Here is a 21047-nt window from a genome sequence, read left to right as displayed (position 1 = left end):
CCTGTTGAGCTGATCTATCCGTGATGCAGCGCGCCGTGCCCGGGCAAGGCATGGCTCATTGCCGCGCGGCATTAGACATCGGCTTGGCGCCGGATAAAAGCATTTTTGCTGCGATGAACCCCGCGAAGGCACCAAAGATATGCCCTTCGAAGGAAACCCCGGCCCGTGGCAGGAACCCCAGGACCAGGCCGGAATACAGAAACATCGTCACCGCGGCGGCCAGCAGGCTGCTCCAGCTGCGCAATAACCAGGCGCGGGTGAGGATGTAGGCCCACAGGCCGAAGACCCAGGCGCTGGCGCCGACATGGATGCCGCGGAAGCCGAACAGCCAGAGCAGCGCGCCGCCGAGCAGGACGATGATCAGGCTGACCGCCACGAAGCGTCGCTGGCCTTCGGCGATCACCATGGCGCCGAGGATCAGGAAGGGCACCAGGTTGGCGGTCAGGTGGGTAAAGGAACCGTGGAGAAAGGGCGAGGTGAGTATCCCCGGCAAACCCTGCAGGGTGCGGGGGATCAGGCCGAAGATATTCAGGCTGTAGCCGCTCAGGCTATTGAGCACCTGCACGCCGATCATCAGCAGCGCCAGGCCCGCCAGGGTCTTGAAACCGTTTGCAACGACCATCGCGGTCCTCCCATAGGTCAGGAAAAGGGCGCAGGGTGCTTAAGCGCAGGTGATCCATTGTAGGAGCGCAGCTTGCTCGCGATGATCGTTAACGATACCGCGTACTGACTGGGTGAGCGCGGCGCTCTCCAGTCCATCGCGAGCAAGCTCGCTCCTACAGTTTCCGTGGCATTGCACCGCGTGCCTTTTTTACTGCTCCAGGAGCCTTACTCGGCCGACTTCTGTTTCTTCAGGCGCTCGAGGATGGCGTTGGCGCTGCCCTGGTCCGGCACGATGTTGGCTTCGCGCAGGCGGCGTTCCAGGTCGTTGCCGTTGCTCGCATCGGCCAGCTGTTCCTGGGCGTCCATTTCCGCCGCGCGCTGATCCTGGCGGGCCTGCAGGCGGTTCAGGGTGTTGACCGCGGTTTCCAGCTTGCCGTTGGCGCCGCCGCTGGCGATCGAGGCGCTGACCTGGGCCTTCTGCACACTTTCCCGGGCCTTGGCCATGTCCACTTGCTGGCGCAGGCTGCGGATGCGCGCTTCGGCCTTGCCGATGTCCTTGCGCATATTCTCGGCGTAGGCGCCGAATTCGCTGGCTTGCTTTTGTTCCGCTTCCAGGCCGGTGGTCAGGGTCGAGATGGCTTCGGCGACTTCCAGGGCCAGGTCTTCGCGGTTGGCCTGGAGGGAGGCGAGGGCCTTGGATTCCAGGTCGGCGATCTTGGCGGTGAATTCGCTGACCCGCTCAGTGGACAGCTTGTGCTTGGCCATGATGGTGACCAGTTCGCGCTTGGCGTTGGACAGGGCGTTGTCGGCGTCGCGGATTTCCTGGTCGAGGATGCGCAGGGCCTGCTGGTCGGCGATGGCTTCGCCGACTTCGTTGGCGCCGCCGCGCAGGGCGGTGAACAGTTTGTTCCAGATGGACTGAGTCATGTAGGCGTACTCCGGATTCTCGGCAATCAGTTGAAGAAGCTTTCGAAGGCTTCGGTGGCGCGTTGGACGTTGTCCACCAGGGTCTTGACCTCGGTCACCACGTTGGTCAGGTTCGAGCTGGCGCTCAGGGCGCCGAACATGTTGTAGACGGTCTGGCCGTTGGGCATGGCCTCGATGCCGATCGAGGACAGGGGGAACATCTCCCGGCTGCGCAGCACCGCGTCATTGAAGCGGGCGACGTCGTTGATCGACTCCAGGTCCACCAGCACGGTGTCGACGATGATCTGCTCGCCGACCACCGCGATGTAGATCGGCAGGCCGCCGAAGTCGTGCATTTCCAGCTTGATGCTTGGCTCGGCGCCTTGAATCAGGCTCAGGCCGATTTCGTTCGAGGTCACTTCGTCCAGGGCCTGCAAGGCGCTGAAGAGGCGGTCGATGGTCCAGTTCTCACCTGCGATCATGTCATTCTCCAATACCGGTGCGCCGCCGATCAGGGGTTGGCGCAGCTTCTTCTCAATGTGCTTGAGCACGCTCCGGTTTTCCGGAAGTACCCAGGTTTCGTGTTTCACATAACCAGCGGCACTCAGGCCCGCGCGCATCTGCTTCATGTAGAAGCTCGACGGCTTCTTGGCGGAAGCCTTGCTGCTAGGGGCCTTGTTGCTGGAGGCCTTACTGCTGGAAGCTTTCGAGCGCTCTCCTTGTCGACTCTCAGAGGAAGCCGGTAGGTCAGCAGGCTGACTGGCCGGGAGGGTCTTTTTCATGGGGTGACTCCGTTGTTCACGTATCACGCGTGATAACATTACAGCGGATTTTGTTACGACTCAATGACTCACGCGTGATATTTTTAGATCCATCGAAAAAGTAGTTGAAGGTCTCTGGGGCAGCGCTTTCCGTTGATAAGTCGATTCAGTCCAGGCTCGCCAGCCGCTGGCGCAGGCGCTCGACCTGCTGCGTCTGCTCGAGCTGTTCCGCGGGTGTCAGCGCCCGTTCGGCGTATTCGCGGCTGACAAACAGGATAGCGTCGTTGCCGTCGGGTTCGTCGGGGTAATCCGGGTGTTCGACTATCTCTTGCAACAGTTCCCGGGTCACCGCCACCACGTGGAAATGCACGCTGAAACCGCTGGAGAACCCCAGCTTGTAGAACACCACCTTGTGCGGCTGGTACTCCAGGCGCAGCAGGTGTTCGCTGAGGGCCAGGACCTGGCCCAGGGCGGCCAGCGCCGCAGGTGCAAGGTCGGCGAGGTCGCTGGCTTGGGCGCGGGAGGCGACGATCAGGCTGCCCGGGTGGCGGGCATCGCGGCGATAGCTGATGCGCCAGTGCTCGGTGTCCAGAAGGCTCGTTGAATCCATGCCGGGGCGGTCCTTGTGCGGCGGGCGAGGCTGTTGATGATCGCGTCTCGATCATTGCCCGGGCGCTGTCGGGGTGTGGAATTTATACAGGGTGCAGGGATAGCCGTCTGCCGTGATCGGATGACAGCGGTAGGCGTCGCCGGTGAGCCTGGGAATGACCCGGGCCCAGAAATCCCGGGCCGGCCGGTTGTCATCGATATGGAAGATCTGCCAATGCCCGGGCAGCAGCGCCAGCAGTTGCGTCACCACCTGCCGGCCGATGCCGCGACCGCGAAAGCGCCGGACCACGAAGAAGTAGGCGAGGTTGTACTGCACCTCGGCGAAGTGCACCTGGTCGTCGACTATGACAAAGCCTGCCAGCTCGCCGTCGACCCGCAGCAGCCAGGGGCGGGTGCCGGGCTGGCGCCAGTATTCGGTCATCGGCTGGATCTGGAACAGGCCATGGCAGCCGAGTTTGATCGGCAGCCACTCGCTGAGTTCGTACAGGTAGAACTGCATCAGGTTTTCGATGCATTCCAGCTCGTCGCGCTGGGCCGGGTGCAGTTCGATCTGGCTCATGGTTCCAGGCTCCGCACCGTGTCGGTGGGCGATGTGGCCTTGGCCGCGAAGTAGCGTTCGGCGCTGAGGCTGTACAGCAGGCTGGGGGCCAGGCCGGGGAAGTCGTCCAGTTCGCCGTCCAGGGTCAGGCCCAGGCGCTCCAGGGCGCGGCGCGATGGCAGGTTGTCGGGGCGTACCAGGCCGATCACCTGTTCCTGGCCCAGCACGCGAAAGGCCAGGTGCAGCGCGGCGTCGGCCATTTCACTGGCATAACCCTGGCCCCAGGCATCGACGGCGAAGCGAAAGTACAGGTTCAGCCCGGTGCGCTCGCCGAAGCGGCTGTGCATGATGCCGCCGAACCCCAGCACCCGCTTGGGTTGGGCGCGGTCGCAGACTACCCAATAGCCGAAACCCTGTTCCTGCCAGTGTTGTATCCAGCCCTGCAGCCGGCGCTGGCAGCTCTCGCGGCTGTCGGGGCCGGCCGGGTTGTAGCGCTGGGTCCGCGGATCGCTGTGGATCAGGTGGGTGATGTCCAGGTCGGCGGTCGTTGGTGCGCGCAACAGCAGGCGGGCGGTGAGGGTGGTCGCGGAGGAGGGAGTGTCGGGCATGGGATTCGTCCGTGAGCGAGGGGGTATTTTCTTCAATACACTGGGCGGTCTGCGCACTTACCTTGGTCACCGGACTTTCCGATCGATCCTTTGAAGGTGTGTGATGAGCCTAGTGTTTTCCATGGCGGCCTTTGCGCTAGCCTCTTCGATTACCCCCGGCCCGGTCAATATCGTGGCCCTGAGTTCCGGCGCGCAGTTCGGCTTTCGCGCCAGCCTGCGGCATGTCGGTGGCGCGACCCTGGGGTTTGTCCTGCTGCTGGTGCTGATTGGCCTGGGCCTGCACGAGCTGTTGCGGCTGTGGCCGTTCCTGACCCGCGGCATCCAGTTGTTCGGGGTGGCCTTCCTGCTGTTCATGGCCTGGAAGCTGGCGCTGGACGACGGCCGGCTGAGCAGCGACGGCCAGGCCAAGGCGCCGTCGGCCTGGTACGGCGCGATCATGCAATGGCTCAACCCCAAGGCCTGGCTGGCCTGCGTCGCCGGCATGGGGGCCTTTGCCGCCAATGGCGAGGCGCTGCTGGTGTGGCAGTTCGCCCTGGTGTACTTCGTGATCTGCTACCTGTCGATTGCCTGCTGGGCCTACGCCGGGACTTTTTTGCGCCAGTACCTGAGCAATCCGAAGGGCATGCGCCTGTTCAACCGCAGCATGGCGGCGCTGCTGGTGGCGAGCGCGGTGTATCTGTTGTTGCCTTGAGCATCGACGTGGGTTTTATCGCGGGCAAGTCGGATCGCCGCCCGCTCGCTCCTACAGACCGAATAAGCCTGTGCTTTTGTAGGAGCGAAGCTTGCTCGCGATGAACCTGAGGATCGCGCGGAGTATCAGGTGCTCCGCGTCATCGTTGACGACCATCGCGGGCAAGCCGGATCGCCGCCCGCTCGCTCCTACAGAAGCGGTTTGCGGGCTGCGATGAATCACCCGCGATATTGCCCCGGTGTCGCCGCCAGGTGCTGCTTGAAGGCGCGCTGGAAATGCGCCTGGTCGGCGAAGCCGGCTTCCAGGGCCACGTCGGCGATCGGCTCGCCGTCACGCAGCCGGGACTGGGCGAACTGCACCCGCTGGTTGACCACGAAGGCGTGGGGCGTCATGCCGTAATGCTGCTTGAAGGCGCGGATCAGGTAGGACGGCGACAGCTCGGCGGCCTGGCAGATTTCCTCCAGCTTCAGCGAGCGGGTGCAGTGTTGGCGAATGTAGTCGGCCGCCCGTTGCAGCTTCTGGTTGCTCTCGCGCGGCGGCCGGCTTGCCGGGTTCAGGCGCTGTTGCAGGTCGCTGAAAAACGCCACCGCGGCGCTGTGTTTCTGTAGCGTCTCAGCGTCTTCGTCCACCAACACCTCATACAGGCGATTGAGCCCGGCATAGAGCTCGGGGTCGTTGCTGTAGGGCGTGGAAAAGGCGCGAAAGCCCTGGTCCTGGCTGAACCCCAGCTGGTGCTGCAGATCGGTCAGCCAGGGGGTGTCGACATAGAGCATGAGATACGACCAGGGCTGGTCGTCGATGGGGTTGCAAGCGTGCACTTCGCCGGGGTTCATCAGCACTACGGTGCCGGCGCCGATGCGAAATTGCGCCTGCTCGTGCAGGTAAGTGCTGTGCCCGGCGGTGATGGCGCCGATGGAGAAATGCTCGTGGGCATGCCGGGCGTAACAGACCTTGCGCCCATCGGCGATCGAGCGGGCCTCGATAAAGGGCAGCGCCGCATCGCGCCAGAACTGCGGGGCGGTATCGAGGCTGGGGCTCAAAGTCGGCTTCATCAAAGGCATCCCATCGGCAAGCGTCGGTCTGCGAGTGTATTAGGTCTCGCCGGCGAAGGCTCGCTCCAGCGCGGCGATATCGAGTTTTTTCATTTGCAGCAGGGCCTGCATCACCCGCTGCGACTTGGCTGTGTCGGGGTCGGTCATCCAGTGGTTCAGCGCGCAGGGCAGGATCTGCCAGGACAGCCCGAACTTGTCCTTGAGCCAGCCGCACTGCTGGGCCTGGGGATCGCCGCCGTAGGACAGGGCGCTCCAGAAATGGTCGATTTCGCCCTGGTTCTGGCAGTTGACCTGCAGGGAAACCGCTTCGTTGAACTGGAATACCGGGCCGCCGTTGAGGCCGGTGAAGGTCTGCCCATCGAGCTCGAAGGACACGGTCATCACTGAGCCTTCGGGGCGGCCGTGGAACTCGAAGCCGGCCTTGCCATAGTGGGTGAGGGCGGTGATGCGCGAGTGCTCGAAGATCGAACAGTAGAACTGGGCGGCGGCTTCGGCCTGATGGTCGAACCACAGGCAGGGCGTGATGCGGTGAATGGACGACATGACGGTTCTCCTCGGCGGATGGTCCACGCTTGAGCAAGCGTAGCCAGCCCGGGGGCGGCCGGGGCTGCCGTAGATCGACAAAACGCAGCCGGGCGAGGAGTGGTATCGAGCCGGCGCATCCGCCTCAGAATCGCCGCCCTGGCTCGGCCACCCAGGCGTTGGCCATGTCGATAAAGGCGCGCAGTTTCGGCTGGCTCTGGGTGCGGCTGGGAAAGTACAGGTACAGGCCCGAACTCAACGGTATGAAAGGCTGCAGCACAGACTCCAGGCGCCCGCTGGCCAGGTCGTCGGCCACCTCGAAGTCGCAGGCGTAGGCCAGCCCCTGTCCGCCCCGCGCCATGGCGACCAGCAAGTGCCGATCGTTGACCACCAGCGCACCCTCGACGCCGACGGTGAAATCCCGCCCATTGCGCCGGAACTCCCAGCGATGGGTCGTGCCCGAGGTGAGGAAGCGAAAGCCGATGCCCTGGTGCCGGGTCAGCTCTTCCGGGGTCTGCGGCCTACCGGCCCGGGCGAAATAGTCCGGGGAGCCGACCACCGACCATTGCAGGTCCGGGGTCAGGCGCACGGCGACCATGTCCTTTTCGATCGACTCGCCCAGGCGGATACCGGCATCGAAGCCCTCGCTGACCAGGTCGACCGCGGCATCGTCCAGGGAAATCTCCAGCCTGACGTCGGGATAGGCCGCGCGAAAGCGCGAGACCAAGGGTTCGATCAGCCGCTTGCCGGACAGCCGTGGCGCGGTGAGGCGCAAGGTGCCCATCGGCCGGTCGCGATAGCTGCCCAGCACCGCCAGGGCGTCGCCGATTTCACTGGCGGCCGGGCGCAGGCGGATGAACAAGCTGCTGCCGGCTTCCGTCAGGGCCACGCGGCGGGTGGTGCGCTGGAACAGCAGCACCCCGGTACGCCGCTCCAGGGTCTTTACCGCATGGCTCACAGCGGTCGGGGTCACCCCCAACTGGGTGGCCGCAAGGGTGAAGCTCTTGTGTTCGGCGACGGCGAGAAACTCGGTCAGGCCGTCGAAAGGGTCCTGGTTCATTGCAAGGCCATTATGAAAGAGAGGTTCATAGTGCTTGTAGCACGAGGCCATTTTTCCAGCCAATGCGCTTGCGTACCTTGTGCTCACCCACTTCTCACAAGGTACCGATCATGACTTCGCAAACGACTTTCAAACGTGTCTGGCTGATCACCGGGGCTTCCCGTGGCATCGGCGCAAAAATCACCGCTGCGGCCCTGGCCCATGGTGATGCGGTGGTGGCCACCGCGCGCAATGCCCAGTCGCTCATCGAGCGTTTCGGCGCGCAGCCGGGCCTGCTGGCGGCGCAACTGGATGTCACCGACGAGGCCCAGGCCCGCGACGTGGCGCAGATGGCCGTCGAGCGTTTCGGCCGTATCGACGTGCTGGTCAACAACGCCGGTTTCGGCCTGCTCGGCGCGGTGGAGGAGGCCAGCAGCGACGAGATCCGCCGGGTCTATGAAACCAACGTGTTCGGCCTGCTCAATGTCACCCGCGGGGTGCTGCCGCACATGCGTGCCGCCCGCAACGGCCATGTGATCAATATCTCGTCGATCGGCGGCTATCAGTCGGGGCCGGGCTACGGCGTCTACTGCTCGACCAAGTTCGCCGTCGAAGGCCTGAGCGAAGCCTTGCACAGCGAGCTGGCGCCCTTGGGGGTGAAGGTCACGGTGGTCGAGCCGGGCTACTTCCGCACCGATTTCCTCGACGGCAATTCGTTGCTGGAGTCGCCGGCATCGATTGCCGACTACAGCGCCACCGTTGGCCAGGTACGCCAGCAGGCCAAGGCCTATAACCAGCAGCAGCCGGGCGACCCGGACAAGCTGGCGCAGGCGATGATCGCCCTGGTCGAAGCCGGGCAACCGCCGCTGCGCCTGCCCCTGGGCACCGACACCCTGGGTGCCATCGCGGCGAAGAACGCCTACGTCGAGCAGGAAACCGCGACCTGGCGGACGCTGTCGGCCTCCACTGATTTCTGATACTGCGCATCGCCCGGCCGCCTTGTTCGGGGCGGCCTGGGCGTGACCGGCGGTCGCAGAATCCGGCCTGTTCGGCAAACTGCGCTTAGCTGTATGGAAAACCTCGCGGCGCGCGTAGGCCCTCGGCCACAGCGACGCCGCTCCAGGATCCCGTGAATCCTGTCCCCCCTCGGCCTGAGGAGTTCTGCATGTTGACATTCAATATCAATGGCAAAGACCAGCAGCTCGAGGTGCCCGCGGACATGCCGCTGCTCTGGGTGCTGCGCGATGTGGCGCACCTGACCGGCACCAAGTTCGGCTGCGGCATGGCGCAATGCGGCGCCTGCACCGTGCATGTCGACGGCGCGCCGCTGCGTTCCTGCGTGACCCCGGCCGCGGCGGTGGCCAATGGGCAGAAGATCCTCACCATCGAAGGCCTGTCGACGGACGGTTCGCACCCGGTGCAGCGCGCCTGGGCCGAGCTGGACGTGGTGCAGTGCGGTTACTGCCAGTCGGGGCAGATCATGTCGGCCGCGGCCTTGCTGGCGAAGATCCCATCGCCCACCGACAGCGATATCGACCAGGCGCTGTCCGGCAATATCTGCCGCTGCGGCACCTACCCAAGGATCCGCGCGGCGGTCAAACGCGCCGCCGAAATCGGCTGAGTCGGCATTAAGAGGGACAAGGCATGATCACTGCGTCGCGTCGTGGATTTCTCAAAGGGGGCGCGCTGCTCGGCGGCGGGCTGGTGGTGGCGTTTGTCATCCCGGGGGCCAATCGTTTTGCCCGGGCGGCAAGCGAAGAGTTCGTGCCCAATGCGTTCTTGCGCATCGCCCCGGACGGGGTGGTCACCGTGGTGCTCGGCCATTCGGAAATGGGCCAGGGCATCTGGACCGGGCTGTCGATGCTGATCGCCGAGGAGCTGGATGCCGACTGGTCGAAGATCCGCGTCGAGCACGCGCCAGCCGCCGCGGTGTATGGCTTGCCGGCGTTCGGCGGGATGCAGATCACCGGCGGCTCGACCTCGACCTGGATGGAGTTCGACCGCTATCGCCAGGCCGGCGCTGCGGCCCGCCAGATGCTGATCGAGGCGGCGGCCAAGCGCCTGCAGGTGGCGCCCTCGACCCTGCACACCGAGCAGGGCTGGGTGGTGGCCGGGAAGCAGCGCCTGAGCTACGGCGACCTGGCCAACGACGCCGGGCAGCTGCCGGTGCCGGACCCAGCCTCGCTGCGCTTGAAGGAAGCCAAGGACTGGCGGCTGATCGGCAAGCCGACCAAGCGCCTGGATACCCCGGAGAAAATCACCGGCCGTGCGCAATTCGGCATGGACATGTATTTCGACGGCCTGCTGACCGCCGTGGTCCTGCGTTCGCCGGTGTTCGGCGGCACCCTCAAGTCCTTCGATCCCCAGGCGGCGCTGGCGGTGCCCGGGGTGCTCAAGGTGCTCCAGGTGCCCACGGGCGTGGCGGTGGTCGCCGAGCATTACTGGGCGGCCAAGCAGGGGCGCGACGCGCTCAAGGCCGAATGGGACCTGGGGCCGAACGCCAATATGAGCAGCGAAAGCCTGATGCAGAGCTTTCGCAAACTGGCGCTGACCCCCGGGACCAAGGCGGCCGAGGCTGGCGATGCGGCCGGGAGCATGGCCAAGGCGACACAGGTGATCAAGGCCGAATACAGCGTGCCCTACCTGGCCCATGCGCCGATGGAGCCGCTCAACTGCACGGTGCGCATCGGCGCCGATAAGTGCGAGATCTGGACCGGCACCCAGTTCCAGACCCTGGACCAGATGGTCGCGGCGAAGATCACCGGGCTCAAGCCGGAACAGGTGCAGATCCACACGCAATTCCTGGGCGGCGGTTTCGGCCGCCGGGCCAACCCCACCTCGGACTTCGTCAGCGAAGCGGTGGAGGTGGCCAAGGCCGCCGCAGCCCCGGTGAAAACCGTCTGGTCGCGGGAAGACGATGTGCGCGGCGGCTATTTCCGTTCGGCGTTCCTGCATCAGGCGCAGGTCGGCCTGGACGCCCAGGGCCTGCCGCTGGCCTGGCAGCATGTGCTGGTGGGGCAGTCGATCATGGCCGGCACCTCGTTCGAGGCCAGCTTCGTCAAGAACGGTATCGATAACACCTCGGTCGAGGGCCTGGCGGACGGGCCTTACCTGAAGGGCACGCCGAACCACAGGGTCGACCTGCATTCGCCGATGACCGGCATCACCGTGCTGTGGATGCGCTCCGTGGGCCACACCCATACCGCGTTCGTCGTCGAGTCGTTGATCGACGAGATGGCCGACGCGGTGGGCAAGGACCCGGTGGAGTACCGCCGGATCTTGCTCAAGGATCACCCGCGGCACCTGGGCGTGCTCAACCTGGCGGTGCAGAAGGCGAGTTGGGGCAAGCCCGTGCCCAACGGGCATGCCTTGGGCGTCGCGGTGCACGAGTCCTTCGGCAGCTACGTGGCGCAGGTGGTCGAGGTGTCCCAGGAGGCCGAGCGGATTCGCGTGCATCGGGTGGTCTGCGCGGTGGATTGCGGCATCGCGGTGAACCCGCAGAGCATTGCCGCGCAGATGGAGTCGGGCATCACCTTCGGCCTGGGCATGGCCCTGCACAGCCGCATTTCCTTCAAGGACGGCCGGGTGGTGCAGTCCAACTATCACGACTTCCAGGTGTTGCGCCTGAACGAGATGCCCCAGGTCGAGGTGCATATAGTCGCCAGCACCGACAAACCCGGCGGTATCGGCGAGGCGGGCGTGCCGCCCACGGCGCCGGCGGTGGCCAACGCGGTGTTCGCCCTGACCGGTCAGCGCCTGCGCGAGTTGCCGCTGCAACTGGCGGGGGTGTGAGATGAAACGCCACCTGTTGCTCGGCGCGCTGATCCTGGTCGGCCTGGGCGGTTATGCCTCGGACCTGTTCGCCGCCGATGAACCGGCGCTGGCGGCGTTCGCGACGGTGCAGAAGGTGTTCCAGAGCCCGCGCTGCCAGAACTGCCACATTCCCGGGGATGCGCCCTTGCAGTTCGACGCCGGCACGCCCCATGCCATGGCCGTGGTCCGTGGCCTGGACGGCAAGGGCGCGGCGGGGCTGCCGTGCGCCACCTGCCATGGCACAAGCAACCCGCCGGCCAGCTACGGCCCGCACATGCCACCGGGGGCGCCGCACTGGAGCCTGCCGCCGGCGGCGCACAAGATGGCCTGGATCGGCCTGCCGGGCGACCGCCTGTGCCAGATGATCAAGGACAAGGCCAGCAACGGCGACCGTGACTTTGCCGCGCTGATCAAGCATGTCAGCGAAGACAAGCTGGTGCTCTGGGGCTGGAACCCCGGCGGCAACCGCGCGCCGGTACCGGTGCCCCACGAGGTGTTCGTCAGCCAGTTCAAACTCTGGGCCGAGGCGGGCGGACCCTGTCCGGCGGTCGGAAGTTGACGCCAGGGGCCCCCAGGGAGGGCTGGTTGCAGGGCAGTCACAGGCCTCGGCAACTAAGCTCTATAGGTGATTCCCGCCAATGGAGTGTGCGATGTTTTCCCCAGACAAGCCTGTCCAGGCACCGGACCAGGTGCCATCCCCGGAGGCGGACGACCCGTCCCGGCAACTGTTGCGCGATCAGAGCCGCCGGGCCGAGCAGGAGCTGGCCGCGGTGCAGGTAGCCAACCTCGATAAACTGACCCTGCTGCCCAACCCCCACGGCTTCGCGGTGCTGGCCGGCGATGCGTTGCAGGCCTGCAAGGACCTGAACTGCCCGGCGACCTTGCTGCTGTTCGATCTCGACGATATCTACCGTATCGCCCGCGCTTACGGGCCGGACGAAGGCGAGGCGGCGCTGAGAACCTTCGCCGACGGCCTGCGCATCGCCTTTCGCGAGAGCGACGTGGTCGGGCATCTGGAGTACCAGCGTTTCGCGGTACTGCTGACCGGCTCGGAACGGGTGGAAAAACTGGCGATCATCACCCGCCTGCAGGCCATCCTCGACGAGCGCACGGCCACCCAGCAGTGCATTTACGACATCTGCTTCAGCATCGGCCAGATCGAGTTCGATCCGGCCCGGCCGGCCGATGTGGAAACCTTGCTGGCGGACGCCGACAAGTCCATGAGCAGGCCGGGGCTCGGGCCGTTGAAGGCGTGATGCTGGACCGATATCGCGATACGGCTGGTCATTGCTCGGTGTCGGTCTGCCCTTGGAGCCTGTTGCGCAGCTCGGTGATCACGCGCAGGGCCGTTTGAATATCTTCAACCTCAAGTCCGGCCGACAGCTCGTTGACCAGCGGAGTGTACAGACCGATGGCCTCGTTGAAGGCTGTCGTGCCCTTGTCTGTCAGCGTCACGAGCTGCGCGCGCCGGTGATGCGGATTGGGCTGGAATGTCACCAGCCCTTCCTTCGCCAGGTCGTTGACGATGCGCTGGACGTTCTGCCGGTTGGCCTCCAGGTCCCGAGCGAGCCAGGCGACCGGCTGCGGGCGCTCCGCCGCCACGATCGCGCCCAGAATTTGCCAGCGGGCGCTGGTCAGCCCGAGGGGCGCGACTATCCGGTCGCCCCAGGCCAGCGTCAGGTTGCTGGCCCGGAACATACTCAGAATGAAGTCGGTCAGGGCGGCCCCGGCCGGGGTGGGTTCAGGTTCGTGCATAACGTGGTTATCCAGACAAAGTGATTCTTCAGGGACATTGACATCATGATGTCAATATTGCAATGTGGTTACGAATTCAGCCCTCACACCTGGAGCTTGCCATGCCTCTCATTCGCCCTATGGACCCCGCCTTTCCGATCGACCGCCAGATTACGCTGGAAGCCTCGCCGGTCATCCTGATCAACGTCTTCACCCTGGACCAGGCCGACGAGCCGACCTTCCTGCAGGCCTGGCAAGACGATGCCTGCTTCATGAAGCAACAGCCGGGGTTCATTTCCACCCAGCTGCATCGCGCCATCGGCGAAAGCCCGACCTATCTCAATTACGCGGTCTGGGAGTCCAACGCGCATTTCCGGGCGGCCTTCGTGCATCCGGAGTTCAGGGCCAAGCTCTCGCACTATCCGTCCTCCGCGGTCGCTTCCCCACATCTGTTCCAGAAGGTCGCGGTCCCGGGCATCTGCGTCGCCTAGGAGGCCGACACCCGGCCCAGGTGGTTGCAGCCGTGAGGCGCTTGCCGGCCACTGCTGCATCCGCGCCCGGCCTGCTGGCCGTCGCCCGGTGACAGCAGGCCAACCGCGCATTCATGCCTCGCTGGCCGGCACCAGGAAGGCGGCCTCCAGCAACTGCCGGGTGTAGGGGTGCTGGGGCGCGGCAAAGATGTTCTGCGCGTCGCCCTGTTCCACCACCTGGCCATGCTTGACCACCATCAACTGGTGGCTCAGGGCCTTGACCACCGCCAGGTCGTGGCTGATGAAGAGGTAGGTCAGGTTGTACTTGGCCTGCAGCTTGCGCAGCAGCTCCACCACCTGGCGCTGCACGGTGCGGTCGAGGGCCGAGGTCGGCTCGTCCAGCAGGATCAGCGCCGGCTTGAGCACCAGGGCGCGGGCGATGGCGATACGCTGGCGCTGGCCGCCGGAGAACTCGTGGGGGTAGCGGTGCCGGGTTTCCGGGTCGAGCCCCACTTCCTTGAGCGCTTCGATGATCGCCTGTTCCTGCTCGGCGGCGGTGCCGATCTTGTGGATGCGCAGCCCTTCGCCGACGATCTGGCTCACGCACATGCGCGGGCTGAGGCTGCCGAAGGGGTCCTGGAACACCACCTGCATCTCTCGGCGCAACGGCCGCACCTGCTGCTGCGACAGGCAGTCCAGCTGCTTGCCTTCGAAGCGGATGGCGCCCTTGCTGCCGATCAGCCGCAGGATCGCCAGGCCCAGGGTGGATTTGCCCGAGCCGCTTTCGCCGACAATGCCCAGGGTCTGGCCCTGGGGCAGGCTGAAATTGATGCCGTCCACCGCCTTCACATGGTCGACGGTGTGACGCAGCAGGCCTTTCTTGATCGGGAACCAGACCTTCAGGTCCTCGACCTGCAACAGCGGTGGGCCGACTACATTGGTCGCCGGTTTGCCGCTGGGTTCGGCCGCCAGCAGTTCGCGGGTGTAGGGATGCTGCGGTGCGCGGAACAGCTCTTCGCAAGGCGCCTGCTCGACGATGCAGCCGCGCTGCATCACGCAGACGCGGTGGGCGATGCGCCGGACCAGGTTGAGGTCGTGACTGATCAGCAGCAAGGCCATGCCCAGGCGCGCCTGCAGTTCCTTGAGCAGCTCGAGGATCTTCAACTGCACGGTGACGTCGAGGGCGGTGGTCGGCTCGTCGGCGATCAGCAGCTCCGGCTCGTTGGCCAGGGCCATGGCGATCATTACCCGTTGCCGCTGGCCGCCGGACAGCTCGTGGGGCAGGGCCTTGAGGCGCTTGTGCGGCTCGGGGATGCCCACCAACTCCAGCAGCTCCAGGGTGCGCTGGGTGGCGATCTTGCCGGTCAGGCCCTTGTGCAGGCCCAGCACCTCGTTGATCTGCTTCTCGATGCTGTGCAGCGGGTTGAGCGAGGTCATCGGCTCCTGGAAGATCATGGCGATGCGGTTGCCGCGGATATGGCGCAGGGTCTTCTCTTTCTGGGTCAGCAGATCCTGGCCGGCGTACTGGATGGTCCCGGACGGGTGGCGGGCCAGCGGGTAGGGCAGCAGGCGCAGGATCGAGTGCGCGGTCACCGACTTGCCGGAGCCGCTTTCGCCCACCAGGGCCAGGGTTTCGCCGCGCTTGATGTCGAAGCTGATGCCCTCGACCACCCGCTGCTGGTGTTCGCCGACGACAAACTCGACGGCGAGGTCGCGAACTTCGATCAGATTGTCCTGATTCATCTCATTTCCTCGGGTCGAAGGCATCGCGAGCGGACTCGCCGATGAATACCAGCAGGCTCAACATGATCGCCAGTACGGCGAAGGCACTGATGCCCAGCCACGGCGCCTGCAGGTTGGATTTGCCCTGGGCCACCAGTTCGCCCAGGGACGGCGCGCCGGGCGGCAGGCCGAAACCGAGGAAGTCGAGGGCGGTCAGGGTGCCGATGGCGCCGGTGAGGATGAACGGCATGAAGGTCATGGTCGAGACCATGGCGTTGGGCAGGATATGGCGGAACATGATCGCGCCGTTCTGCATGCCCAGGGCGCGGGCGGCGCGCACGTATTCCAGGTTGCGCCCGCGCAGGAACTCGGCGCGCACCACGTCCACCAGGCTCATCCAGGAGAACAGCAGCATGATCCCCAGCAGCCACCAGAAGTTCGGCTGCACGAAGCTGGCGAGAATGATCAGCAGGTACAGCACCGGCAGCCCCGACCAGATTTCCAGGAAACGCTGCCCGGCCAGGTCGACCCAGCCGCCATAGAAGCCCTGCAGCGCCCCGGCGATGACGCCGATGATCGAGCTGAGGATGGTCAGGGTCAGGGCGAACAGCACCGACACCCGGAAGCCGTAGATCACCCGCGCCAGCACATCGCGGCCCTGGTCGTCGGTGCCCAGCAGGTTGTCCGCCGAGGGCGGCGCGGGGGCCGGGACTTTCAGGTCGTAGTTGATGCTCTGGTAGCTGAAGGGGATCGGCGCCCACAGCACCCAGGCGTCCTTGGCCGCCAGCAGCTCGCGGATGTACGGGCTCTTGTAGTTGGCCTCCAGGGGGAATTCGCCGCCGAAGGTGGTTTCCGGGTAGCGCTTGAGCGCCGGGAAGTACCAGCCGTCGTCGTAGTGCACCACCAGCGGCTTGTCGTTGGCGATCAGCTCGGCGCCCAGGCTCAGACCGAACAGGATCAGGAACAGCCACAGCGACCACCAGCCGCGCTTGTTGGCCTTGAACAGCTCGAAGCGCCGGCGATTGAGGGGGGACAGGTTCATCTCAATGCTCCCGGCTTTCGAAGTCGATGCGTGGGTCGACCAGGGTGTAGGTCAAATCGCCAATCAGTTTCACCACCAGCCCCAGCAGGGTGAAGATGAACAGGGTGCCGAACACCACCGGATAGTCGCGGTTGATCGCCGCCTCGAAGCTCATCAGGCCCAGGCCGTCGAGGGAGAAGATCACCTCCACCAGCAAGGATCCGGTAAAGAAGATGCCGATGAAGGCCGAGGGGAAGCCGGCGATCACCAGCAGCATGGCGTTGCGGAACACATGGCCGTACAGCACGCGGCGCCTGGTCAGGCCCTTGGCCCTGGCGGTGATCACGTACTGCTTGTTGATCTCGTCGAGGAAGCTGTTCTTGGTCAGCAGGGTCATGGTGGCGAAGTTGCCGATCACCAGGGCGGTCACCGGCAGCGCCAGGTGCCAGAAGTAGTCGAGGATCTTGCCGCCCCAGCTCAGCTGGTCGAAGTTGTTCGAGGTCAGGCCGCGCAGCGGGAACCAGTCGAAATAACTGCCGCCGGCGAACATCACGATCAGCAGGATGGCGAACAGGAACGCCGGGATCGCATAGCCGACGATGATCGCCGAACTGGTCCAGACGTCGAAGTGGCTGCCGTGGCGGGTGGCCTTGGCGATCCCCAGGGGGATCGACACCAGGTACATGATCAGGGTGCTCCACAGCCCCAGGGAAATGGACACCGGGAGTTTCTCGCGGATCAGGTCGACCACCTTGGCGTCGCGGAAGAAGCTGTCGCCGAAATCCAGGGTGGCGTAGTTCTTGATCATGATCCACAGGCGTTCCGGCGCCGACTTGTCGAAGCCGTACATCTTCTCGATTTCCTTGACCAGGGCCGGGTCCAGGCCCTGGGCGCCACGGTAGCTGGAACCGGCCACCGAGACTTCGGCGCCGCCGCCGGCGATGCGGCTGGTGGCGCCCTCGAAACCCTCGAGCTTGGCGATCATCTGTTCCACCGGGCCGCCGGGGGCGGCCTGGATGATCACGAAGTTGATCAGCAGGATGCCGAACAGGGTAGGGATGATCAGCAGCAGTCGTCGCAGAATGTAAGCCAGCATCTTATTGCTCCACGCCGGCGGGGGCGGCCTGCGAGTGGGTGTCCGGAGTCACGGCCGGCTTGGCGTCGGGCTTGATCCACCAGGTCTGGATGCCGATGTCATATTTGGGCGAGACCTTGGGGTGGCCGATATGGTCCCAGTAGGCCACGCGCGAGGTCTTGATGTGCCAGTTGGGGATCACGTAGTAGCCCCATTGCAGCACCCGGTCGAGGGCACGGGCATGGGCCACCAGGCTCTTGCGCGAGTCGGCGTTGATCAGGTCTTCCACCAGGGCATCGATGGTCGGGTCCTTGAGGCCGATGAAGTTGCGGCTGCCGGGGTTGTCGGCGCTGGAGGACTGCCAGTATTCGCGCTGCTCGTTGCCGGGCGAACTCGATTGCGGGAAGCCGCCGACCACCATGTCGAAGTCCCGCGAGCGCAGGCGGTTGATGTACTGGGAAACGTCGACCCGGCGGATCACCAGGTCGATCCCGAGGTCCGCGAGGTTGCGCTTGAACGGCAGCAGCACGCGCTCGAACTCGGTCTGGGCCAGCAGGAACTCGATCACCACCGGCTTGCCCTGGGCGTCGACCATCTTGTCGTCGACGATGCGCCAGCCGGCTTCCTGCAACAGCTGGTAGGCATGGCGCTGCTGGGCGCGGATCATGCCGCTGCCATCGCACACCGAGGGCTGGAAGGCTTCAGTGAAGACCTGGTCGGGAATCTTGCCGCGTAGCGGTTCGAGGATCTGCAGTTCGTCGGCGTCGGGCAGGCCGGTGGCGGCCATTTCCGAGTTCTCGAAGTAGCTGCGGGTGCGGGTGTAGGCGCCGTTGAACAGTTGCTTGTTGGTCCACTCGAAGTCCAGCAGCAGGCTCAGGGCCTTGCGCACCCGTACATCCTGGAACAGCGGGCGGCGGAGGTTGTAGACGAAGCCCTGCATGCCGGTGGGGTTGCCGTTGGGGATCTGTTCCTTGATCAGCCGGCCTTCGGTCACGGCCGGGATGTTGTAGGCATTGGCCCAGTTCTTCGCGCTGGTTTCCAGCCAGTAGTCGAACTGGCCGGCCTTGAGGGCTTCCAGGGCCACGGTGTTGTCGCGGTAATAGTCGGTGGCCATGACGTCGAAGTTGAACTGGCCGCGGTTGATCGGCAGGTCCTTGCCCCAGTAGTCCTTGACTCGTTCGTAGCGCACCGAGCGCCCGGCCTTGACCTCGATCACCTTGTACGGCCCGCTGCCGAGGGGGATTTCCAGGTTGCCCTTGGAAAAGTCGCGGTGTTCCCACCAGTGCTTGGGCAGTATCGACAGCTGCCCGAGAATCAGCGGCAGTTCGCGATTGTTGGTGTGCTTGAACTTGAACAGCACCTTGAGCGGGTCTTCGGCGATCACGTCTTCGACGTCGGCGTAGTAGCCGCGGTACATCGGCGCGCCGGCCTTCATCAGGGTCTGGAAGCTGAACACCACGTCTTCGGCACGGATCGGGTGGCCGTCGTGGAAGCGCGCCTCGGGGCGCAGGTAGAAACGCACCCAGCTGTTGTCCGGGGCCTTCTCGATCTGCCCGGCGATCAGGCCGTACTCGGTGAAGGGTTCGTCCAGGCTCTGGCGCATCAGGGTGTCGTAGATCAGGCCGATATTGTCCGCCGGCACGCCTTTATTGATGAACGGGTTGAGGCTGTCGAAGCCACCGAAACCGGACTCGCGGAAGGTGCCGCCCTTGGGCGCGTCCGGGTTGACGTAGTCGAAGTGCTTGAAGTTGGCCGGGTACTTCGGCGGTTCGTTGTACAGGGTCAGGGCGTGTTGCGGGGCGGCCTGGGCGAGGCAGGCGATTCCCGTCAGCAGCACGCCGCCGGCCCACGGGAGCAGGGCACGCAGGGGCATCATTGGGCTTTCTCCAGGGACTTCAGCCACCAGGCGCTCAGGCCCAGTTGGTAGGGCGGCGTGGTGACGAAGGCGAACCGGTTGCGGTACGCCAGACGATGATAGTTGAGGTACCAGTTAGGGATGATGTAGTGCTGCCACAGCAGCACCCGATCCAGGGCCCGACCGGCGGCCAGTTGCTCGTCGCGGCTGTGTGCGGCGAGCAGGTGTTCCAGCAGGTGATCGACGATGGGGTTGTTGATGCCTGCGTAGTTCTTGCTGCCCTTGACCCCGACCTGGCTGGAGTGGAAGTACTGCCATTGCTCCAGGCCCGGGCTGAGGGTCTGGTTCAGGGTCATGAGGATCATGTCGAAATCGAACTGGTCCAGGCGCTGCTTGTACTGCGCGCGGTCCACGGTGCGCAGGCGCGCGTCGATGCCGATGCTGGCCAGGTTCTCGACGTAGGGCTGGAGGATCCGTTCCAGGTTCGGGTTGACCAGCAGCAGCTCGAAGCGCAGCGGTTGCCCGTTGCTGTCGAGCAGGCGCTGGCCGTTGAGCTTCCAGCCGGCTTCGGCGAGCAGGCCCAGGGCCTGGCGCAGGGTCGCCCGCGGGATGCCGCGGCCGTCGGTCTGCGGCAGGCTGAAGGGCTGGGTGAACAGGCTGGCGGGCAACTGCTCGCGGTAGGGCGAGAGCAGCAGCCATTCATGGCCGACCGGCAGGCCCGTGGCGGAGAACTCGCTGTTCGGGTAGTAGCTGGTCGCGCGCTTGTAGGCGCCGCTGAACAGGGTGCGGTTGGTCCACTCGAAGTCGAACATCAGGCCCAGGGCTTCGCGCACCTTGCGGTCGGCGAAGATCGCCCGGCGGCTGTTCATGAACAGGCCCTGGGTCTGGGTCGGGATCTGGTGCGCCACCTGGGCCTTGATGATGTCGCCGCGGTTGACCGCGGGAAAGTTGTAGCCGTTGGCCCAGTTCTTCGCCTGGTGTTCGATGTAGATGTCGAACTCGCCGGCCTTGAAGGCTTCGAAGGCGACGTCGCTGTCACGGTAGAACTCCACCGCGACCTTGTTGAAGTTGTTGAAGCCGCGATTGACCGGCAGGTCCTTGCCCCAGTAGTCCTTGACCCGCTCGAACAGCAGCGAGCGCCCCGGCTGCACCCGGGTGATGCGGTAGGGGCCGCTGCCCAGCGGTGGCTCGAAGGTGGTGGCCTTGAAGTCGCGGTCTTTCCAGTAGTGCTGCGGCAGCACTGGCAACTCGCCCAGGCGCAGGATCAGCAGCGGGTTGCCGGAGCGCTTGAACACGAAGCGGATGCGCTGCGGGCCAAGGATGTCCACCCGCTGCACTTCCTGCAGGTTGGTGCGGTATTGCGGGTGGCCTTCCTTGAGCAGCAGCCGATAGGAAAACGCCACATCGTAGGCGGTGATCGGCTTGCCATCGTGAAAGCGCGCCTCGGGGCGCAGGTTGAACACCACCCAGCTGCGGTCTTCGCTGTATTCGACGGAACGGGCGATCAGGCCGTAGCTGGAAGTCGGCTCGTCGCCGGACGGCGCGTACTGGCCGGTGCCGACCATCAGCGGCTCGTTCAGCTCGTTGACCCCGTATTGTAGGAAGTTGGGCGTGGAAACCGGGCTGCTGCCCTTGAAGGTGTAGGGGTTGAGGGTGTCGAAGGTGCCAAACGCCATGACCCGCAAGGTCCCGCCTTTGGGCGCGGCGGGGTTGACCCAGTCGTAATGGGTGAACTTGGCGGGGTACTTGAGCGTGCCGAACTGCGCGTAACCATGGCTTTCAGTGATCGTTGCGCTTGCGGGAAAGCTCAAGGCCAGACTGATTAGGGACAGGAGGAGGGGACGCATCAAGTCAGAGATCCGATCCAGGCGGCTTGGGCTTTTTATGCTCCGTACAGTAACAGCTTGTATCGGCAGGAAAAAGGCCGCCCCGGGCCGGTCACGACATTTGCTTGCCGCCGCTGGATACAGCGCAATCCGTAGCCGCTACCGAAGGCTGCGATCGACCGGAACGGTCGTGGGGATCTTC

The 21047-nt window shown here is 65.0% G+C and carries 22 protein-coding genes; 7 read left to right on the top strand and 15 right to left on the bottom strand.

Features of this window, described 5'->3' with window-relative positions:
- Positions 1-55 precede the first annotated feature (55 nt).
- The 6 genes from ACTJKT_RS12195 to ACTJKT_RS12170 all read right to left on the bottom strand — a co-directional run bounded on the left by ACTJKT_RS12195 (position 56) and on the right by ACTJKT_RS12170 (position 4025).
- A complete protein-coding gene (locus ACTJKT_RS12195) occupies positions 56-622 on the bottom strand; it encodes a rhomboid family intramembrane serine protease (protein WP_440787249.1) in 567 nt (188 codons plus the stop codon).
- A 206-nt stretch (positions 623-828) separates the two neighbouring features.
- Positions 829-1530 carry a PspA/IM30 family protein gene (locus ACTJKT_RS12190; RefSeq protein WP_440787248.1) on the bottom strand — a complete coding sequence of 234 codons (702 nt, stop codon included), beginning with the start codon at positions 1528-1530 and terminating at the stop codon, positions 829-831.
- A 26-nt stretch (positions 1531-1556) separates the two neighbouring features.
- Positions 1557-2291, bottom strand: a complete 735-nt coding sequence (locus ACTJKT_RS12185; protein WP_440787247.1) for a YjfI family protein — start codon at positions 2289-2291, stop codon at positions 1557-1559.
- Positions 2292-2436: 145 nt separating this feature from the next.
- A complete protein-coding gene (locus ACTJKT_RS12180) occupies positions 2437-2880 on the bottom strand; it encodes a hypothetical protein (RefSeq protein ID WP_440787246.1) in 444 nt (147 codons plus the stop codon).
- 51 nt (positions 2881-2931) lie between these two features.
- The gene (locus ACTJKT_RS12175) at positions 2932-3438 is read right to left on the bottom strand and encodes a GNAT family N-acetyltransferase (RefSeq protein ID WP_440787245.1); all 507 of its coding nucleotides are present in this window, start codon (positions 3436-3438) and stop codon (positions 2932-2934) included.
- Complete coding sequence (locus ACTJKT_RS12170; protein ID WP_440787244.1) at positions 3435-4025, bottom strand: GNAT family N-acetyltransferase; 591 nt, start codon at positions 4023-4025, stop codon at positions 3435-3437. Before ACTJKT_RS12170 ends, ACTJKT_RS12175 begins: the two co-directional genes overlap by 4 nt.
- A gap of 103 nt (positions 4026-4128) precedes the next feature.
- Between ACTJKT_RS12170 and ACTJKT_RS12165 the strand changes: the two genes are divergently transcribed.
- Positions 4129-4716 (top strand): LysE family translocator, encoded by a 588-nt coding sequence (locus ACTJKT_RS12165; protein ID WP_097303220.1) that lies wholly within the window; start codon positions 4129-4131, stop codon positions 4714-4716.
- Positions 4717-4934: 218 nt separating this feature from the next.
- Here ACTJKT_RS12165 and ACTJKT_RS12160 read toward each other — a convergent pair whose 3' ends face one another.
- The 3 genes from ACTJKT_RS12160 to ACTJKT_RS12150 all read right to left on the bottom strand — a co-directional run bounded on the left by ACTJKT_RS12160 (position 4935) and on the right by ACTJKT_RS12150 (position 7350).
- Positions 4935-5768, bottom strand: coding sequence for a helix-turn-helix domain-containing protein (locus tag ACTJKT_RS12160; protein WP_440787243.1), 834 nt, complete (start codon positions 5766-5768; stop codon positions 4935-4937).
- 39 nt (positions 5769-5807) lie between these two features.
- The gene (locus tag ACTJKT_RS12155) at positions 5808-6311 is read right to left on the bottom strand and encodes a VOC family protein (protein WP_025809216.1); all 504 of its coding nucleotides are present in this window, start codon (positions 6309-6311) and stop codon (positions 5808-5810) included.
- A 124-nt stretch (positions 6312-6435) separates the two neighbouring features.
- Entirely contained in the window at positions 6436-7350 is a 915-nt protein-coding gene (locus ACTJKT_RS12150; protein ID WP_440787242.1) for a LysR family transcriptional regulator, read from the bottom strand.
- 110 nt (positions 7351-7460) lie between these two features.
- On the opposite strand from ACTJKT_RS12150, the gene ACTJKT_RS12145 reads away from it, so the two are divergent.
- From ACTJKT_RS12145 to ACTJKT_RS12125, 5 genes are all read left to right on the top strand, one after another.
- Complete coding sequence (locus ACTJKT_RS12145) at positions 7461-8306, top strand: oxidoreductase (RefSeq protein ID WP_440787241.1); 846 nt, start codon at positions 7461-7463, stop codon at positions 8304-8306.
- Positions 8307-8494: 188 nt separating this feature from the next.
- A complete protein-coding gene (locus ACTJKT_RS12140; protein ID WP_023966162.1) occupies positions 8495-8950 on the top strand; it encodes a (2Fe-2S)-binding protein in 456 nt (151 codons plus the stop codon).
- Positions 8951-8973: 23 nt separating this feature from the next.
- Complete coding sequence (locus tag ACTJKT_RS12135; RefSeq protein ID WP_440787240.1) at positions 8974-11121, top strand: molybdopterin cofactor-binding domain-containing protein; 2148 nt, start codon at positions 8974-8976, stop codon at positions 11119-11121.
- Between the two features lies 1 nt (position 11122).
- Complete coding sequence (locus ACTJKT_RS12130) at positions 11123-11701, top strand: hypothetical protein (RefSeq protein ID WP_440787239.1); 579 nt, start codon at positions 11123-11125, stop codon at positions 11699-11701.
- 91 nt (positions 11702-11792) lie between these two features.
- Positions 11793-12398 (top strand): GGDEF domain-containing protein, encoded by a 606-nt coding sequence (locus tag ACTJKT_RS12125; RefSeq protein WP_440787238.1) that lies wholly within the window; start codon positions 11793-11795, stop codon positions 12396-12398.
- 28 nt (positions 12399-12426) lie between these two features.
- On the opposite strand, the gene ACTJKT_RS12120 is transcribed toward ACTJKT_RS12125, so the two are convergent.
- On the bottom strand, positions 12427-12897 hold the full coding sequence (locus ACTJKT_RS12120) for a MarR family winged helix-turn-helix transcriptional regulator (RefSeq protein ID WP_440787237.1): 471 nt from the start codon (positions 12895-12897) through the stop codon (positions 12427-12429).
- A gap of 101 nt (positions 12898-12998) precedes the next feature.
- Between ACTJKT_RS12120 and ACTJKT_RS12115 the strand changes: the two genes are divergently transcribed.
- Complete coding sequence (locus tag ACTJKT_RS12115; protein WP_440787236.1) at positions 12999-13367, top strand: antibiotic biosynthesis monooxygenase family protein; 369 nt, start codon at positions 12999-13001, stop codon at positions 13365-13367.
- A gap of 111 nt (positions 13368-13478) precedes the next feature.
- On the opposite strand, the gene ACTJKT_RS12110 is transcribed toward ACTJKT_RS12115, so the two are convergent.
- From ACTJKT_RS12110 to ACTJKT_RS12090, 5 genes are read right to left on the bottom strand one after another with little or no spacing between them, the layout of a single operon-like run.
- Positions 13479-15089, bottom strand: coding sequence for an ABC transporter ATP-binding protein (locus ACTJKT_RS12110; protein WP_440787235.1), 1611 nt, complete (start codon positions 15087-15089; stop codon positions 13479-13481).
- Between the two features lies 1 nt (position 15090).
- On the bottom strand, positions 15091-16110 hold the full coding sequence (locus ACTJKT_RS12105; protein WP_085531098.1) for an ABC transporter permease: 1020 nt from the start codon (positions 16108-16110) through the stop codon (positions 15091-15093).
- Position 16111: 1 nt separating this feature from the next.
- Positions 16112-17185, bottom strand: a complete 1074-nt coding sequence (locus ACTJKT_RS12100) for a microcin C ABC transporter permease YejB (RefSeq protein ID WP_097303228.1) — start codon at positions 17183-17185, stop codon at positions 16112-16114.
- A gap of 1 nt (position 17186) precedes the next feature.
- Positions 17187-19040 (bottom strand): extracellular solute-binding protein, encoded by a 1854-nt coding sequence (locus tag ACTJKT_RS12095; RefSeq protein WP_440787234.1) that lies wholly within the window; start codon positions 19038-19040, stop codon positions 17187-17189.
- Entirely contained in the window at positions 19037-20866 is a 1830-nt protein-coding gene (locus ACTJKT_RS12090) for an extracellular solute-binding protein (RefSeq protein ID WP_169913576.1), read from the bottom strand. The genes ACTJKT_RS12095 and ACTJKT_RS12090 overlap by 4 nt, the downstream gene beginning before the upstream one ends.
- Positions 20867-21047: the final 181 nt, after the last annotated feature.

It is taken from the genome of Pseudomonas sp. 22526 (genome assembly GCF_052044735.1).
In the GTDB taxonomy this organism is placed as follows: domain Bacteria; phylum Pseudomonadota; class Gammaproteobacteria; order Pseudomonadales; family Pseudomonadaceae; genus Aquipseudomonas; species Aquipseudomonas piscium.
This window is presented reverse-complemented; position numbering and strand designations above follow the sequence as displayed.